This window comes from Bacillus sp. AK124 (genome assembly GCF_053903085.1).
This window is the reverse complement of the sequence record NZ_CP096378.1, coordinates 2,256,754-2,273,027: the sequence shown is the minus strand read 5'-3', so window position 1 is coordinate 2,273,027 and position 16,274 is coordinate 2,256,754. Positions and strand designations below refer to the sequence as shown.

Below are 16,274 nucleotides of genomic sequence, written 5' to 3'. Positions count from 1 at the left end.
GGCTATGTCACTTGTTGCTGGTCTTCTTGATCAAGTCCACGCCATCGTATGCCAGACTTTCCACACTTGCAGCCTTCTGCAGTATGTAATGATCAAAAAAGTTCTTCGTATAGTTTGTAACAAGATTTCGCATCTCCATAGCATCCCGTTCGCCTCTGAGTTCCTCATTAACACTGGTAAACACGATGTCGCAGTAATCTAAATGCGCAACACGATCAACAGAGAAATAATAGGTTTCCATGCTGTTGTTAGCGCCAATGATCGCATTCATATTATAGTTAGGTTCAGAAAACAGTAGCAAAAAGGGTTTCTTCAGGTCGCTGTCGCGAAGGCCGAACGCACCGCTATCCAAGCCAATCCCGCAGGCGAACCGGTCGTCGTCCCGGCAAACAATCGCCGTCGTAGGCCCTCCATAAGAATGTCCGACTATGCCCATGCCGATGTCAAGCAACAATCTGCCCTTAAAGATGGAATTCAGTTCTCCAGAGTCCAGTTTGTAAAGATAATCGGCTACATACCTTACATCTTCTGCCTGTAATTCACTATACTCTGTTAACTTGGCAAGTATCGGCAGTGTAAGCACGTTACGGCACATCTCAATGGCAGTTTCATCGTCAGGCCGCATCTCCATCTTACCAGCCAACGCCAGCATCTCCGGATCTTCAGAAAACGCCATAATGGCATCCGAAAAATCCTTTGATACATTAAACAGGCGCCCATCTTTACGCTTATACATCGTGCTATTCTGATGGCCGATGCTTACCACAACATATCCCATGCTTGCCAAGTCTGTACAGATCACTGTACCCCATTCTGGAGAACCGCCCCCGCCGCAAACATAGAATAACACCGGATAGCGCTTTTCCTGCGCGGAGAGAGCAAGGTCGTCGTAACACTGGGTCTTGATATCTATAGAGTAAGCATCCTTCAACGCAGTGAGAAGTGGCTGCTCATCAAGCATTTCGTAGACCTCAGGAAACATGTACGTTGATGCAGTCTTGCCTTCGCTACTGTCGGACGGATAGTACACAAACGCCATCAGTTCTCTTTTTGAGTGGTCTGATGCCGTGTAATCAAAATCCATCTGGGTTCGACCGACAGTATAGCCGCCAATTGGTTCTGGAAATGCGTCATAAGTTTTCATTTTCTTGTTCCCCCTTAATTAATAAAAGTCAGCAAAGTACTTGCTGAAGATTCAAAGAAAAGCCACAATTAGATATAGACACTTCTTAATGGAGGTAACTTAAAATTAATTTGTTATTATAAAAATGGGGGACGGTAATAGACTAAAGTTAGTGAAATAAGAGCTTCTACAAATGAAATCGAAATGATAATCTTATGATTCACAGGTGATTTTCTAGATATTAACTTTTGACCGATATAGTTTAGGAAATAAAACACAAGAAAGAAGCATACGATTCCAAAAATAACTCCAGACAAGCGGCCTCCCCCCTTTCTGCCTTTCAACCATGGATTCCAGCTCTAAATTAAATCAGATGCACCTACAATAGTCCGCGCCAAAAAATATCAAATGATATCTCTAAAGACCGTTCAAATGATTGTTTGTTTTCGTATACCAGTTGAATGTTAAGCCCGTCATAAAGCGTAATAAAGCCTATCGCACATTTCTCCGGCGGACAGTTCACATCCGATTCCTTAAAAACATTCGCTACCCGTTCTTTTAAAGTATGCAGATATAAAAGGTATTGGGCTGAAATAAAATCGCTTACTTCAGCAGGCGCCTTAAAGGACATTGCCTGCAAAAAAGCCACATTTGGCAATGCATGAAAACGGACTTGGGTTTCTTTTAAAAAGTCATATATTTGACTCTTTGCAGGCATATGTTTTCTTGAATCGAAGAATTCGTTGATAAATGAAATTTCCTCTTCCACAATCTCGGGGTATATTTCCATCAGCAGCTCTTTTTTTGACGAAAAATGATAAGCGAGAGATTGTTTTCTGATTCCCAATTCTTGTGCGATATGCGACATTTTGACTCCCTCATATCCCAATTCATTAAATTGGCGAACCGCTGTACGCTTTATATTCTCTCTGGTCAATATACCGTCCTCCCCTATTTTTCAGGCTGTTTTTCTCTTCATGCAGATATATAAAATATATAATAAAAGAAACAGAAGGTACATGAAAATGGCGGTAATATAGATCTCCCGATAGGAATAAACCGTCGCCACCAAACCTAATAATAAGGACCCTCCGCCAATCCCCATATCGAAAAAATTAAAGAACGTTCCCATTGCATCCTCATGTTCATGCTCTTCCACAAGATTGATACACCATGTTTGGATGGCGGGAAAAATTGAGCCGAATCCAAAACCGTAGCATATAGCCGCTGTAAAAAACATTGCATTTGTTTGCGCGAAATATAATATTGACAGCCCTGCTATTGAAAATAGCGAGGCGGGAATAAGGATGGCGGCAGCTCCGTATCGGTCAAATGTTCTGCCGGAAATAAGCCGTATAAAAAAACTGGCTCCTGCAATCAAAAAGAAAAACATCCCGACACTATGAAACCCCTTTTCGATTGCATAGAGCGAAAAGAAAGACATAATTCCAGACGCAGCAATACCAACGAATAAAATAAGTATTGACGGAAACAGTACACGTTTTTCCAATACTTTTAACTTTGCAGTTCCTTTTCCGCCAGTGCCAGTTGTTTCCGGCTGTCTGCGCACGAAAACAGCCATAAGTACCGCCAGCAAAAGAACGGACATCCCGCCTAAAAAAAGTCTTTGAAAATCATAAAGCTCCAGAGCCGCGATACCGATCATCGGTCCAACGGAAACTGCAATTGTCTCACCTACTCCAAAATATCCAATTCCTTCACCCCTGCGCTCTTTAGGAATAATTTCAGCTGCGATTGTTGCAAAATAGGTCGTCGCCAATCCAAACCCGGCGCCATGTATTAAGCGAATCAGTAATAAAGCGGTGACATCAGACGCCAGGTAATAGGCGCCTGTTGAGAAAGCGCTGATCACAAGTCCTAAAATGAGCAAATATTTTTTATTAAACCGTAAAGCCAGTGCCCCTGCAAAAGGACGAACAGCAATTGCAGAGATCATAAAAATACCTGTAACATACCCGACTTGTTTTGCCCCTCCCCCAATAGCCGTCACAAACAAAGGCAATGTCGGCAATAACATTTCAAATACCATAAACAAGAAAGCATTTGCAAACGTCACAAAAACAAATGACAATGACCATATTTTTGCAGTATTTATTTTTTCTACATTCAATTCCATTTGGCTACCTCTCACTCACTGATTTTATTTTCCTTCTTAAGCATTCACTTTAACTGACCACGGTCAGTTTGTAAATATAATTTAAGCTATTAATAAGCAGAATTTAAAAAATAAAACTTGATTAAACTGACTGTTGACAGATAGAAGTTGAGTCGCAAAGGGTATCTTCCAATAAATAAAAAAGCTACTCTCAAAGAGTAGCTTTTGTGGTGCGTGCAGGCATTAAACTTCCATACGCTTCATAAATTAAGCCTGTTTTCCTATGAAATTATTTAACGACCGGCCAAGCCGGTGAAGCCGGATCTAATGTAAAGTCATAAGACGTCTCGTCGCGATACATCGGATCGGCATAAATCGAGTCTTGATCTTGATTTGTCGCATGTTGATACGACGAAAACGAGTCGTATTCATTCTGTTTCCAAATCCACAGACCGTCTTTGCCGGCTTCCTTGTGGTACACGTTATGATTTACTTTATTTCCTTCATTTTTCGTAAAATCGTTTGCGATAAATATTCGCGAATCGCTTGCTGTGATGATGTTCTTTTCAATTTTGTTGCTTTTTGTGTCATACTGGAGCAAAAGCTGTCCGCCGTCCAGCCCCTTTGTATCATTGCGGTAAACAATATTGTGCGCAATAACAGAATGGCTGGTGCCTCCCCGCTTTTGGTCGTATCCGCCGATAGAAATGCCCGTGTACGCATTCTCATACACTTTGTTGTCGGTTATTTGAATATCATCAGCATATTTCCCTTTATGTTCAGACGTTGCTTCTATCCCGATATCGTTGCCGTAGACCGTGTTTTTCTTAATGTCAATGCTTTGTCCTCCGTCAACATAAATTCCGCCCGCAGAGTAATCATCCCCATAGGCGGGATTTCCGTAAGTGGAGTTATTGTAAACCGTGTTGTTTTCTACGATACCGTTGCGCACAAAATCGTTTTGAGCGGCCGTTCCTTCATAACCGATCAGATCAATTCCAATGTTATTATTGTCGCGAACCACATTGCCTCTCACCGTGAAACCGTCAATGTTTCCGTTCAGCACAACCGCTTCACTCGCCCCGAGTGTCAGCTTTTCAACCGTATTGTCCTCGATCTTAATGTCTTTCATGCTGCCGGAGCCATAGACGGCAATCCCGTGGGCATTGCCGTCATCCGCTGTTGTTTTTATATCCCGGACGTGATTGTTTTTAATGGTGATATGACTGCTGGAGCCTGAAACATAAATTCCCATGGCGGTTGCTTCTTCCGATGAAACGGAAAGGTCTTGAATCGTCAGGCCGTTGATTGTGATGTACTGTTGATTGTGAATCTGAATGAGCGGTGTTTCATATTCAGCGTCCTGAATAGATTTTCCGCTGATGACGACTTTTTCATTCTCATAGTTTTGAAATGTGATAGGCTTTTCAGCCGACCCGCTCTCCCTCACATCAAGCGTTTCATGATACGTGCCTTCCCGAATCATAACAGTTGTGCCGGGGACAGCTTTTTTTGCTGCATGTCCCAGAGTTCGAAACGGCTTTTCTTTCGTTCCTTCATTTTGATCATTTCCATCGGGGGAAACATACAAGCTGTTAGCCGGTTCTGCTTCTTTTGCTCCGGTCTTATCGTAAGCAAAAGCGATGATAACAGAAACTAAAATACACGCTGATAAAATAAAATACCATTTTCTCATACTCAGCTCTCTTTTCTTTTCAAAATGGATAAACTAACACCATTATAGAATATCCATTTATGGAAAACCATCGCAAACATTTGAAAGAAAAAGGCAACCCTGTGATCAAAGGGTTGCCTCCATGTTTATGAGTTTATTCAGCACTTCCGCAGTCTATGAATAATATAGCCGCCTATTCCTCCTAGAATCGCCGGAAGCACCCATCCTAATCCGATGTCATACATCGGGAGAAACTGATTGAAAAATTGATTAATAGCTGCAATTTTGAGTCCGGCAGCATTCAGGCCGTCAAACAAGCTGATGATAAAGGTCATTATCAGACTGCCTTGATACACTTCCCTCTTCCCTTTAAATAAGGGATGTAAAAATGTTAAGAATATTAAAGAAATCGCAATGGGATACAAAGTTGTTAAAACCGGCATTGAAACGTTAATCAGCTGTGTTAATCCTATATTTGCTACAAGGGTGCTGAACATTGATAGAATGACAGCAATTTTTTTGTAGGAGATGTTTGGAAACAAGCCGTGGAAAAACGAAGAGCATGCTGTGATGAGTCCCACACTTGTTGTCAGACATGCCACTGTGATCATTAAGCCCAAAAAAACGGAACCATATGGTCCGAAATAATAGGATGAAACCTTCGCTAAAACCTCGGCTCCATTTTCTAATAGACCCAGTTTTTCAACGCTGGAAGCCCCCATGTATGAAAGCGCTGAATAGATCAGAGCCAGGAGCGCTGCTGCAATCGCCGTCGATTTTGCACAAACGATCATGAGCTGTTTTTTGGAGACCGCTCCCTTCTCTTTCATGGCGTTCACAATGATGATTCCAAATACAAAAGCGACAAGGGCATCAAGTGTAAAGTAACCTTCTTTGAACCCTTTAAAAAACACGTGTGATGCATATCCTGCAGACGGAGCTTGAAAGCTTCCGATTGGATGAATAATTGCCGTAACGACGAGTAATCCGATAAATGTTAATTTAATAGGAGTTAAAAATTTTCCGATAACATCAATAATTTTAGTTGGATTCAGAGACAGCAAGCAGGCCACCGTGAAAAATAATACGGTAAATATGATTAAGGCAACAGGGCTTGCATCATGAGATAAAAAAGGTTTAACCCCTATTTCAAACGATACATTACCGGATCTGGGAATCGCGAAAAAAGGGCCGATTGCTAAATAGAGAACCGTCGTAAATACAATGCCGAACAATGGATGCACACGACTGGCCAGAGACTGCAAATCATTTTTTCCTGAAAAAACGAATGCGGTAATGGCGAGTAATGGCAATCCGACTCCGGTCACTAAGAATCCTGCATTGGCTGTCCATACATTCTCTCCGGCCATCTGACCAAGCATAGGCGGGAAAATGAGATTTCCTGCACCGAAAAATAATGCAAACAGCATTAGTCCTATGATTAGGATAAATGAAAAAGGAATTTTTTTTGCCATCATGAGTCCTCCGATTCGGGTTAAGCTATTAGTGTGTTTGTAGTAGTCAGTAGTGTAGCACGATAAAAATTTCATAAATGAATGTCCTGAATTATCAGTAAATATTAAATAAAAGTACTATCCTACTATAGTAGCTGTTGCTTGTATTGTCAAAGGTTTAGTTTGTAATGATAGAACCGGACGCTCTTTCTTGCTGAAATACAAGATCAAGTAACTTGAAATCTTAAACATGTTCATCAAGTTCAATAAAGTAGTGATTTTTACGATAAGATACGGCATCCATTGTAGCTATCAGATTTTCTCCATGCAAGATGTCGATTCGGTAGAAGCCTGTGCGGAAGTTTCGTTTTTCCTCTTTCGCACGGGCAGTTATCTTGTCTCCTGGTTTAGCTGATTCAATAAACTGGATTGTTGTGGTGAGTCCTAAAGATGTTTTTCCGTATGCATTACATGCCGCTGAAAAAGCGTGATCGGCTAAGGCATAAATGACGGCTCCGTGAACTGTCCCGTAAGCATTTACCATATGGCTTTGTACTTCAAGAACGGCCTCTGCAAGACCTGCCCGAAACTTTGTTAACTCAATTCCCAGCGATCGGGCATACGGATCGTTCTTTACTTGCCTATGGATTTGGTCATAGTGTTTTTCGTGAATGTTCACTTCATCGATTTTTCTCTTCATCATCGTCTCCTCCTTTGGTCATGAGGTTGTTCAATTAAAAACCCATTGCACCAGTATCATATAGATAATCGTTCCTCCGGCAATAGAAAGGAGCATATTTTTCTTCCAAAAATGAAGCAGCGCAACTGCCGCTGCCCCGATCAGTTCGGGGATTCCGCGGCTGCCGGAAAGCAGGCTCACATCCTTAAAACAATAAACGATCAAAAGTCCGATTACCGCTGAAGGAAGCACTTTTCCAAGGTATTGAACATATGTCGGCGTAGGTTTGTCCGATGGAAAAATCATAAAAGGAAGAAACCTTGTCAGCATTGTGCCTAACACGATCATGGCAATCGTGATCATTTGCTGTGTAAAACTCATCGTCATACAGTAACCTCAGCTTTCTCTAATGGTTTTCTAAGGACAGTAAGTACCCCGAGAATGGCCAGCATAGCTGGGATAATGAAGTGATTTCCGCCAAAGATGATCAGACTGACTGCAGTAAGTCCGAGTCCTGCAAGCGCGCTGTGGTGCTTTTTCTCTTTCATCCATTGTTCTATGAAAATTACCACAAAAAGAGCAGTCATCACAAAATCGAGCCCTTCTGTGTTGAACCGGACAAAAGATCCGAAAACGCCGCCGATCGCCGCTCCTATCACCCAATAGAAATGATTGAACAGCGTCACGAAGAACATAAACCAGCCCTTGTCTATATCCTTTGGAACATTTACGGTACAATTGATAGAAAAAGATTCGTCGCACAGTCCATAAATCAGATAAAACTTTTTTCTGCCTGTTCCCCTATACTTATCCAACATAGAAATGCCATAAAACAAATGGCGTGCGTTCACCATGAGGGTTAGAAATAGGGCATTCGTCGGGTTAAAGGCGGCAAGAAGTAAATTGGCCGCAACAAACTCCATTGATCCTGCAAAAATAGCGAAGCTCATTATGATAGGGTAAATTGCATTGAACCCTAAGGAATTCATATAAATTCCATAGGCGATCCCCAAAAAAACAAAGCCTGCAAGAATAGGTACGGTATATGGAAAAGCCGCTCGACATGCACTCCATATATGATCTCTTTTTGTCACATGGTTCACATCCTCTGTTACCAGCTTTATTCCATACAAATTTAACATACGAAATCCATACAATAAACAAGATAATTGTATGGATTACAATTATTTAGTTTAAAAAAAGCCCCATTTTCAGGGACTTTTACAGATCGGGCCTCCTTTAATTGTCCCCTCTTTAAAACTTCCCGTTCTGCATTTGAATTCCAAACTATTGATGATATTATTGTATGGAATTTAAATGTAGGAGGAGCAAAATGCCAGTCAATTCGTTTGACAACTATCCAATGTCTTGGAAACCTGATAAGAAAGCATTGAAGCGTCCTTATTATTATTCGATTGCGACATTGCTTGAAGAGGATATCGTAAACGGTTTTTTGGCGCCTGGGACAAAGCTGCCTCCGCAACGGGAACTGGCAGATTTTCTTGATTTAAACTTTACCACGATTACACGCGCCTACAAACTATGTGAGTTCAAGGGGCTGATTTATGCTGTCACCGGAAGCGGCACCTTCGTCGCTCCTAATGCTGCCCGCTCTATCACCATTTCCGCAGATAAGGTGACAAACTGCATTGATCTCGGATTTGTAGCCTCTTTTGAGCAAACCAACGGAATGGTAGCGGAGGTTGTTCAAAAAGCTGCAGATAAAAGCTATTTGGAGAAGCTAATGGACTACAATGACCCGACTGGTATTCCGCATCAAAAAACGGCAGGGCTAAACTGGATGGAATCTTTCGGTATTCACGCAGACCAAGAACATATTGCGATTGTTTCCGGTGCTCAAAATGCGTTGGCCATTGCATTGACCTCGCTGTTTGACCCTGGTGACCGCATTGCAACTGACCTATACACGTATTCGAACTTTATTGAGCTGGCCAAAATGCTCCATATTCAATTGGTACCTGTTTCCGGTGACCAGTATGGAATGCTGCCGGATGAACTTGAAAAGCAGTGCTGCCAGACGAAAATTCACGGCATATTTCTGATGCCCTCATGCTGTAATCCGACAACCGTGATGATATCAGATGTTCGAAAGCATGAATTAGTGGAGGCCATCCGCAAGCATGATTTGCTGTTGATCGAGGATGATATTCATGCGTTTCTGACGGCAGGGATTGTATCAGATTATCAGCAGCCAATGTTTAGTTTGCTTCCAGATCAGAGCATATACATTTGCAGCACCTCAAAGTCGATATGCTCCGGGTTAAGAGTTGCCTATATGGTGTATGGGGATGCTTTACGGGAAAAGATATTGCAGGGCATTTTTAACATCAATGTCAAAACGTCATCTTTAGATGCGGAGGTCATTACTGAGCTGATTTTATCAGGTAAGGCTCATGAAATCGTTGCTCAAAAGAAAAAGCTTGCACAGTCGGCCAATGATCTTTATGCGGCATATTTTCCTGTAACTGAGCCTGGTGAACATCCTCTTAGTTTATACCGATGGCTTCCGATTGAAGAGCATGCTGACTCATCACAATTGGAGACGGATTTGAGGAAGCGTGGGATTCGGGTTTTTCATTCCGACCGTTTTCTCAGCGGGCAGACGACGCGCGAAAAATATTTGCGCATTGCGCTTTCTTCTACAAATTCATTAGATGAGCTGAAATTAGGGTTGGATATATTAAAACAGTATCTTGGATAAGTTGATTAATTACGGCCTTGCCAACATGTATGCATGAAGATAGCTCTTCCCTATGAAGATAATTTACAATTCTGTTACATCATGTAAAATGGTAATTGGAAAAGAAATCTTACATTTGGGAGGTTGTGAAATGCCATATAGAATGAAGCTGTATGTCCATCCACTCTGCTGAAATTGCCGGATCATGCCAAAAAAGGCCAGTCAAATAAAATGACTGGCCTCTCTGTATTACATATGATTTACAAAGTGGAGATATCAATCACGAATCGATAACGCACATCGCTGCGAAGTACGCGCTCATACGCTTCATCTTGCGGAGCGATGCCGTGTTCAGCAGCGAAATCAAGCATCTCTTGTGTCTCGCGAATGCCGCCGACTAGCGAACCTTCAATGCTGCGGCGGCCCATAATTAAGGAAAACACACTGTATTGATCCGGTTCTGCCGGCGCGCCGACGTTAACAAGTGTTCCATCTACGCGAAGAAGCGATAAATAGGCATCAACGTCCAGATTGGCGGACACCGTGTTTAAAATGAGGTCAAAACGGCCGGCCAGTTCAATAAATACAGCAGGATCACTAGTTGCAACATAATGGTCTGCGCCAAAACGCAAGGCTTCTTCTTGTTTATTCAAAGAGCGGCTCAGGACCGTTACTTCTGCCCCCATGGCATGCGCGAATTGGATGGCGACATGGCCGAGTCCCCCCATTCCAACAACGGCAATTTTCTTGCCGGGACCTGCGTTCCAATGCTTCAAAGGAGAGTACGTGGTAATGCCCGCGCATAAGAGCGGGCTGGCAGCATCCAAGTTCAGACTGTCCGGAATGCGGACAACGAAATCTTCTTTGACCACGATGTACTGGCTGTAACCGCCGTATGTCGGATGACCATCGTAGTCTAAACAGTTATACGTTTGGATCACGCCTTTCGTACAAAATTGCTCCTCTCCGCTCCGACAGTATTCACATTCGCCGCAGGAGTCGACGAAGCAGCCGACCCCGACGCGGTCGCCGACAGCAAATTTTTTAACGTCTGGTCTACTGCTTTGACAACGCCGGCGATTTCATGTCCCGGAACCATTGGAAAGATTCCGCCTCCCCATTCATCATAACTCTCCTTTCTTTTTTCGATTAAGGCTGCGAATAAGCTGCATCTACAGAATAATCGTTAAAGTCCACTTTAACGCAAGGGTTTTTGTGAAATTTCCTGATAAAAGCCGTCTCCAGCCTGCGCTGGAAACGGCTTTTTTTAGAGTTGCAAAGGGTGTGACTTTTATACGGATAAACGGCATGTTTACATATCCCACCAAAAGGATTCGGGAAGCGAGTATTGGCCGTTTAACAGGATTGTTTCACCAATCGCGGGAGCAATCATGTTGGCGCCTTTTTTCTCAGCTTCTTTCAAAGCACGTTCAATCGGATCTTTCCAGCCATGATAGGCGAGGGTGAACGCGCCCCAGTGAATCAACATCATGTTCTTTCCTTTTACATCTTTGTGGGCCTGTACAGATTGTTCAGGTGTCATATGAATTCCGGACCAGCGTCTGTCATATTGACCGCCCTCCATTAAGGTGATATCAAAAGGGCCGTATTTTTTGCCGATTTCCTTAAAATGTTCATCATATCCCCCGTCACCGCTCGTATAAAAACGCGTATGCTTTCCGAGGATAACCCAGCCGCCCCACAGGGTCGTATTTCGATTCAACAACCCTCTACCCGAAAAGTGTTTGGACGGTGTTAAGGATATCGTCAAACCTTGAAACTCCGTTTCATCCCACCAATTGAGCTCTGTGATTTTTTCTTTCTCAACTCCCCACCGTATCAAGTGTGCGCTGACTCCGTGGGGAACGAAGAAATGACCGGCCTTTTCCTTCAGTTTTAAGATGGATGGATAATCTAAGTGATCATAATGATCATGTGTGATCAAGACGGCGTCAATCGGCGGCATATCATCGACCATATGCAGGATGTCTTCGCTGTAGCGTCTGCTTCCGATAAATGATACGGGTGAAGCAATTGGCCCCAGCATAGGATCTACGAGTATTTTTTTGCGATCGATACTCAGTAAAAAAGCGGAATGTCCAAACCACGTTAAACTGTCTTCGTTACTTTTAACTGTGCTCCAATCGATCTTAGAAACAGGGATTTGACCGGAAGGGTTGCGTTCCTTGCCGCCGGAAACAGCGTCTCTTATCATCGAGAAAACGCCGGAGATTCCACCCATATCCATCTTTTCCGGAGTCTGATTGACAAATTTGCCATCTGCATAATTGTCAAAGTTTTGATACAGCTTTTTTTGTTCTGTACTTGGATTTCCCCCAAACACGGGGTGTAAATTGATGAATAACAAAACACCCGCGCAAAATACGATGATAAAAATGAATAAAAACATCATGATTTTTTTCATTGTTCCTTCCTTTTTAGGATGATCTCTTGCTTCCTCTTATTCTACCGATTATACCTGCATCATCGCCAGTGTAACGCTGCTGTGTATGGGATCATACCATCGTAAATGTAAAGAACCCTCCCAATTTGGAGAGTTCTTTTTTATGAGGTAAATGCGTGCCGTAATTATATGATTTTCACCAATAAAAATGTGTATTTGGTGCCCTCCGGCTTGTTTTTCCAATAAATCGTTACCTCCGCATCCCCCTTTTGGCGTCCTTCGTAGTCTACCGAATTTAAGCCCGGATTAGCATATGCGTGAAGAATAAAGGGATCATCGACCGCAACCTCTAAATCGTCGTCCGAAAATTCAATTTGAGGACCGCCATTTATACTGCCGCAATAAAAGTGTGCACGTCCGGAACCGCCAATGCCGACTGTTTCGTCATATACGGTGAGAATATGAGTTGAGCATTCGCTCGGTTTAATGGTACCGACCGATGCGGCATCTACAGAGACGGCATGAAAGGACATCACCGTCGCGAGAGCCACGGCAAGGGACAAGAAATACTTGCTTAATTTTCCGATGTTCATGTTGTCAGCCTCCAACCAAATATTGTTAGTATACATATTCTCCAGATAGAAATATATACCTCTTTCATAAGGCTCTTACAAAAAAAGAGCTGACGTTAATCGTCAGCTCCAGCTTTTAAAATCGGACAGATTCAGAAGGTTGGAAAAACCGGTCCACCGCTTCATAGGTTACATCTGAAACGTGCCGGTACTTGTAGTTCGGCGATTGATCACGGTCGATCAGGACGGACCGGACGCCTTCGAAGAAATCGTCGTGCTTCAAAAAGTTCTTCGCCAGCACAAGATCCGTGGCAAAGCATTCTTCCAATGTTTTTTGACGTCCGTCCGCCAGCTGTTTCAATGTGATTTTCAATGAAAATGGCGCTTTTGAAAGCATCGTTTTTTTCACATTCGAGCTAAAAGTGCTTCCTTCGCTTTCGAGCGATTGAAGGATCTCTTCGAGCTTATCATACTTAAAATGCCGGTCAATCGCTTGCTGATCACGGGCGAGCGTGCTTTCTTGGGAGGGCTTCGTTTTCGATTCGCCGATCAGCTGATTGAGCTTTTCTTCAACGTTTACAAGGCGCCAATCTGTTTGTTCCACTGTTTGGATCAATCGTTCTAAAGCGCCGCTCTCCATGTAGGCGTCTGCCCCATTGATATACAGCACGTCTGCCGCATGGATGACAGATGCCGTTAATCCAAGATATCTTCCTATGTGTCCCGGAGCTCTGTTTAAAAAATAGGCTGCCCCGACATCCGGAAAGAAACCGATATTCATTTCAGGCATCGCCCATTTTGTCCTCTCCGTGACAATCCGGTGGCTGGCCCCGTATGTCAGGCCGACGCCTCCCCCCATGACGATCCCATCCAAGCAGGCGATGATCGGTTTCGGAAATCGATGGACTGCCATATCGACTTCGTACTCTGTTTCAAAAAAGCGCTCGGCTTCTTGCAGGGCCTGTTTTGACGAACGTGCTTCATAGAGTGCCTTAATATCCCCTCCGGCACACAGTCCTTTTGGTCCTGCACCTTTGATGAATACAACAGAAACGTTTTGATCTGTCTCCCACTCGTTTAATTTTTCACCAATCAGACGGACCATGTCGTATGTGAGGGAGTTGAGCGCTTTCGGGCGATTCAAAACAATCGCTGCGGCGCCGTTTTGATTAAGGGAAAACAGCACATCATCGGACATCTGGATCCACTCCTTTTATGAATGATGAAAGTTTGGTTTGCGCTTTTCGACAAATGCGTGAATTCCTTCTTTGGCATCTGAAGTGACAAACAGCTCGGCGAATCTGTTTCGCTCTCTCTCCAGTGCCTGTTCCATGCTTTCAGAGGCGCCCTGTACGACACATTCGACGGCGCGTCTCACGCTGGTCATGCTTTTTCCTTCGATAAAAGACGACGCGACCCCTTCTGCCGTCTTCATCAGTTCCTCCCCCTTTACCGCCATCTGCGCAATTTTCAGCTCTACCGCTTCTTGAGCTGAAAGCGTTCGGCCCGTCAGGATGAGATCGAGTGCTGTCGCTGTATCCGTTATATTGCGAAGCCGCTGTGTACCTCCAAATGCGGGAATCAAGCCGAGCTTTAATTCGGGAAGGCCGAGTGTTGCATCGTCTGATACGATTCTGAAGTGGCAGCTCATTGCGAGTTCCAGGCCTCCGCCAAGAGCCGGTCCGTTTATCGCCGCAATGACGGGCTTATTGGAAGCTTCGATTTCATCACAGAGCGCCTGGCCCCCTTGTGCGAGTGCCAGCCCTTGTTTTTGGTCCCCGAGTTTTGAAACGAATTCTTTTATATCCGCTCCCGCCACAAAAAATCGTCCTTCTCCTGTGACGATGATCGCTTTTGTCTCCTCGTCGCGGGCCAATTCCCGAAAAAGAGAGCGCAATTCGGCGATACAGGAAGAAGAGAGTGTATTTGCCGGCGGATTGTTCAACGTGACGGTCGTGATGCTATGTTCGGTTTTAAGTGTGGCATATTTCAAGTTCAATATGGATCCCTCCCTGTTGAAATAGAAAAGGCCCCTCTGAAAAAATCTGTTGCGCATGAGAGGGAGCCTTATGTTAAGAATTAGAACCAGCGTTCGGTGACGACCTTTTTGCGCGTGTAAAACTGGACGCCATCTTTTCCGTTTGTCCCAAGGTCTCCATAGAAAGAGGCCTTGTTCCCTGCGAAGGAGAAGAATGCCATCGGAGCTGGTACGTTGACATTGACGCCGATCATTCCGGCATCGATTTTGTCGCGGAACTGCTGGGCGCTTTTCCCGCTCGACGTGTAAATGACAGCGCCGTTGGCAAACTTGGATTGATTGGCGAGCTCGATCCCCTCATCAAGGTCTTGTACGCGGACGACGCTCAAGACCGGCGCAAAGATTTCGTCCTGCCAGATTTTCATCTCCGGTGTTACATGATCGAAAATCGTGGCTCCCACAAAATATCCTTCCTGAACATCCGGATTGCGTCCGTCCACGGCGAGTGCGGCTCCCTCTTTTATACCGCTGTCGATATAGTCAAGAACGCGTTCTTTATGAACTTCGCGGATCAGCGGGCCGACAAAGTGATCCTCTGATCTGCCATCCCCTGTCTTCAGCTTCCGTGTTTCAGACACGAGCATTTCCATGAAGTCATCGGCGATGTCATCAACGACCGCCGCGACGGAGCAGGCCATACAGCGTTCTCCGCTGCTTCCGAATGCCGCCCCGATGATGCCTTGAACCGATTTTTCAAGATGACAATCCGGCATCACAATCGCATGGTTTTTAGCGCCGGCCAGCGCCTGAACGCGCTTCCCGTTGGCTGTGCCCGTTTGATACACATATTTTGCGACCGGTTCTGAACCGACGAAGGAGACGGCTTTAATATCATCGTTCTCCAATATTCCGTTTACAACATCCTTTCCTCCATGAACGAGGTTCAGCACACCTTTCGGAAACCCTGCTTCATAAAACAGCTCGACAAGCTTTCCGGCAAGAATAGGAGTGCGTTCCGAAGGTTTCAGGACGAACGTGTTTCCGCAAGCAATGGCGAGCGGAAACATCCACAGAGGAACCATCATTGGAAAGTTAAACGGCGTAATACCGGCGACGACCCCCAAAGGATAGCGCCAAATCGATCCGTCGATGCCCCCTGCTATCGCGGGCAGGGATTCTCCCATCATTAAAGTAGGTGTGGCTGTTGCAAGCTCAACAACTTCGATTCCGCGCTGCACTTCGCCTCGGGCGTCTTTTAACGTTTTGCCGTTTTCCGTCGTAATGATGTCTGCCAATTGTTCTTTTTGCTCTTGAAGAAGCTGCAAATATTTATATAAAAGTCTCGCCCGATTGGGGACAGGCACAAGTGACCAGGTCTGATAAGCGTGTTTGGCAGCCTGCACGGCATGATCTACATCCGCTCTCACAGATAGGGGCGCATAAGCGATGACGTTTCCGTTTGCAGGATTGACGACTTCTTCAGCTTCCGTACCTGAGGAATTCACCCACTCCCCGTCGATATGGTTCATAATTTTCTTGGCATTCGTTGTGATCATGTACTTTCTCACCTCT

Annotated in this window: 14 protein-coding genes and 1 pseudogene; 1 reads left to right on the top strand and 14 read right to left on the bottom strand. The window is 44.3% G+C overall.

Annotation, left to right across the window (positions count from 1 at the left end; translation table 11 throughout):
- Window positions 1–7 precede the first annotated feature (7 nt).
- From M1E06_RS11280 to azlC, 8 genes are all read right to left on the bottom strand, one after another.
- Window positions 8–1,144 carry an alpha/beta hydrolase gene (locus M1E06_RS11280; RefSeq protein WP_035338661.1) on the bottom strand — a complete coding sequence of 379 codons (1,137 nt, stop codon included), beginning with the start codon at window positions 1,142–1,144 and terminating at the stop codon, window positions 8–10.
- A 358-nt stretch (window positions 1,145–1,502) separates the two neighbouring features.
- Complete coding sequence (locus M1E06_RS11275; protein WP_026579640.1) at window positions 1,503–2,060, bottom strand: TetR/AcrR family transcriptional regulator; 558 nt, start codon at window positions 2,058–2,060, stop codon at window positions 1,503–1,505.
- 21 nt (window positions 2,061–2,081) lie between these two features.
- Window positions 2,082–3,260, bottom strand: a complete 1,179-nt coding sequence (locus tag M1E06_RS11270) for an MFS transporter (protein ID WP_035338663.1) — start codon at window positions 3,258–3,260, stop codon at window positions 2,082–2,084.
- A gap of 268 nt (window positions 3,261–3,528) precedes the next feature.
- Window positions 3,529–4,935 (bottom strand): right-handed parallel beta-helix repeat-containing protein, encoded by a 1,407-nt coding sequence (locus tag M1E06_RS11265; RefSeq protein WP_035338665.1) that lies wholly within the window; start codon window positions 4,933–4,935, stop codon window positions 3,529–3,531.
- 137 nt (window positions 4,936–5,072) lie between these two features.
- Window positions 5,073–6,389, bottom strand: coding sequence for a branched-chain amino acid transport system II carrier protein (gene brnQ / locus M1E06_RS11260; protein WP_095290657.1), 1,317 nt, complete (start codon window positions 6,387–6,389; stop codon window positions 5,073–5,075).
- Between the two features lie 223 nt (window positions 6,390–6,612).
- Window positions 6,613–7,071, bottom strand: coding sequence for a PaaI family thioesterase (locus tag M1E06_RS11255; RefSeq protein WP_230459171.1), 459 nt, complete (start codon window positions 7,069–7,071; stop codon window positions 6,613–6,615).
- Window positions 7,072–7,098: 27 nt separating this feature from the next.
- Window positions 7,099–7,434 (bottom strand): branched-chain amino acid transporter permease, encoded by a 336-nt coding sequence (locus M1E06_RS11250; RefSeq protein ID WP_023857554.1) that lies wholly within the window; start codon window positions 7,432–7,434, stop codon window positions 7,099–7,101.
- The gene (gene azlC, locus M1E06_RS11245; RefSeq protein WP_051967052.1) at window positions 7,431–8,189 is read right to left on the bottom strand and encodes an azaleucine resistance protein AzlC; all 759 of its coding nucleotides are present in this window, start codon (window positions 8,187–8,189) and stop codon (window positions 7,431–7,433) included. Before azlC ends, M1E06_RS11250 begins: the two co-directional genes overlap by 4 nt.
- Before the next feature lie 191 nt (window positions 8,190–8,380).
- On the opposite strand from azlC, the gene M1E06_RS11240 reads away from it, so the two are divergent.
- The gene (locus M1E06_RS11240) at window positions 8,381–9,769 is read left to right on the top strand and encodes an aminotransferase-like domain-containing protein (protein WP_023857552.1); all 1,389 of its coding nucleotides are present in this window, start codon (window positions 8,381–8,383) and stop codon (window positions 9,767–9,769) included.
- 239 nt (window positions 9,770–10,008) lie between these two features.
- Here the strand turns inward: M1E06_RS11240 and M1E06_RS11235 are convergent.
- From M1E06_RS11235 to M1E06_RS11210, 6 genes and pseudogenes are all read right to left on the bottom strand, one after another.
- Window positions 10,009–10,880 (bottom strand): annotated as a pseudogene (locus M1E06_RS11235) (NAD(P)-dependent alcohol dehydrogenase); the annotation flags it as partial.
- Window positions 10,881–11,060: 180 nt separating this feature from the next.
- The gene (locus tag M1E06_RS11230; protein ID WP_096748462.1) at window positions 11,061–12,161 is read right to left on the bottom strand and encodes an MBL fold metallo-hydrolase; all 1,101 of its coding nucleotides are present in this window, start codon (window positions 12,159–12,161) and stop codon (window positions 11,061–11,063) included.
- A 176-nt stretch (window positions 12,162–12,337) separates the two neighbouring features.
- Window positions 12,338–12,745, bottom strand: coding sequence for a hypothetical protein (locus M1E06_RS11225; RefSeq protein ID WP_224067041.1), 408 nt, complete (start codon window positions 12,743–12,745; stop codon window positions 12,338–12,340).
- 115 nt (window positions 12,746–12,860) lie between these two features.
- Window positions 12,861–13,922 (bottom strand): enoyl-CoA hydratase/isomerase family protein, encoded by a 1,062-nt coding sequence (locus M1E06_RS11220; protein WP_020451654.1) that lies wholly within the window; start codon window positions 13,920–13,922, stop codon window positions 12,861–12,863.
- Between the two features lie 15 nt (window positions 13,923–13,937).
- The gene (locus M1E06_RS11215; RefSeq protein ID WP_020451655.1) at window positions 13,938–14,723 is read right to left on the bottom strand and encodes an enoyl-CoA hydratase-related protein; all 786 of its coding nucleotides are present in this window, start codon (window positions 14,721–14,723) and stop codon (window positions 13,938–13,940) included.
- Between the two features lie 80 nt (window positions 14,724–14,803).
- Window positions 14,804–16,258: a CoA-acylating methylmalonate-semialdehyde dehydrogenase gene (locus tag M1E06_RS11210; RefSeq protein ID WP_020451656.1), complete on the bottom strand. Its 1,455-nt coding sequence runs from the start codon at window positions 16,256–16,258 to the stop codon at window positions 14,804–14,806.
- Window positions 16,259–16,274 lie beyond the last annotated feature (16 nt).

Bases quoted from the DNA above. Each gene is read 5' to 3' on its own strand.
- M1E06_RS11280 (WP_035338661.1), bottom strand. From the start codon at position 1,144: ATGAAAACTTATGACGCATTTCCAGAACCAATTGGCGGCTATACTGTC.
- M1E06_RS11270 (WP_035338663.1), bottom strand. From the start codon at position 3,260: ATGGAATTGAATGTAGAAAAAATAAATACTGCAAAAATATGGTCATTG.
- M1E06_RS11265 (WP_035338665.1), bottom strand. From the start codon at position 4,935: ATGAGAAAATGGTATTTTATTTTATCAGCGTGTATTTTAGTTTCTGTT.
- brnQ (WP_095290657.1), bottom strand. From the start codon at position 6,389: ATGGCAAAAAAAATTCCTTTTTCATTTATCCTAATCATAGGACTAATG.
- M1E06_RS11255 (WP_230459171.1), bottom strand. From the start codon at position 7,071: ATGATGAAGAGAAAAATCGATGAAGTGAACATTCACGAAAAACACTAT.
- M1E06_RS11250 (WP_023857554.1), bottom strand. From the start codon at position 7,434: ATGACGATGAGTTTTACACAGCAAATGATCACGATTGCCATGATCGTG.
- azlC (WP_051967052.1), bottom strand. From the start codon at position 8,189: ATGTTAAATTTGTATGGAATAAAGCTGGTAACAGAGGATGTGAACCAT.
- M1E06_RS11240 (WP_023857552.1), top strand. From the start codon at position 8,381: ATGCCAGTCAATTCGTTTGACAACTATCCAATGTCTTGGAAACCTGAT.
- M1E06_RS11230 (WP_096748462.1), bottom strand. From the start codon at position 12,161: ATGATGTTTTTATTCATTTTTATCATCGTATTTTGCGCGGGTGTTTTG.
- M1E06_RS11225 (WP_224067041.1), bottom strand. From the start codon at position 12,745: ATGAACATCGGAAAATTAAGCAAGTATTTCTTGTCCCTTGCCGTGGCT.
- M1E06_RS11220 (WP_020451654.1), bottom strand. From the start codon at position 13,922: ATGTCCGATGATGTGCTGTTTTCCCTTAATCAAAACGGCGCCGCAGCG.
- M1E06_RS11210 (WP_020451656.1), bottom strand. From the start codon at position 16,258: ATGATCACAACGAATGCCAAGAAAATTATGAACCATATCGACGGGGAG.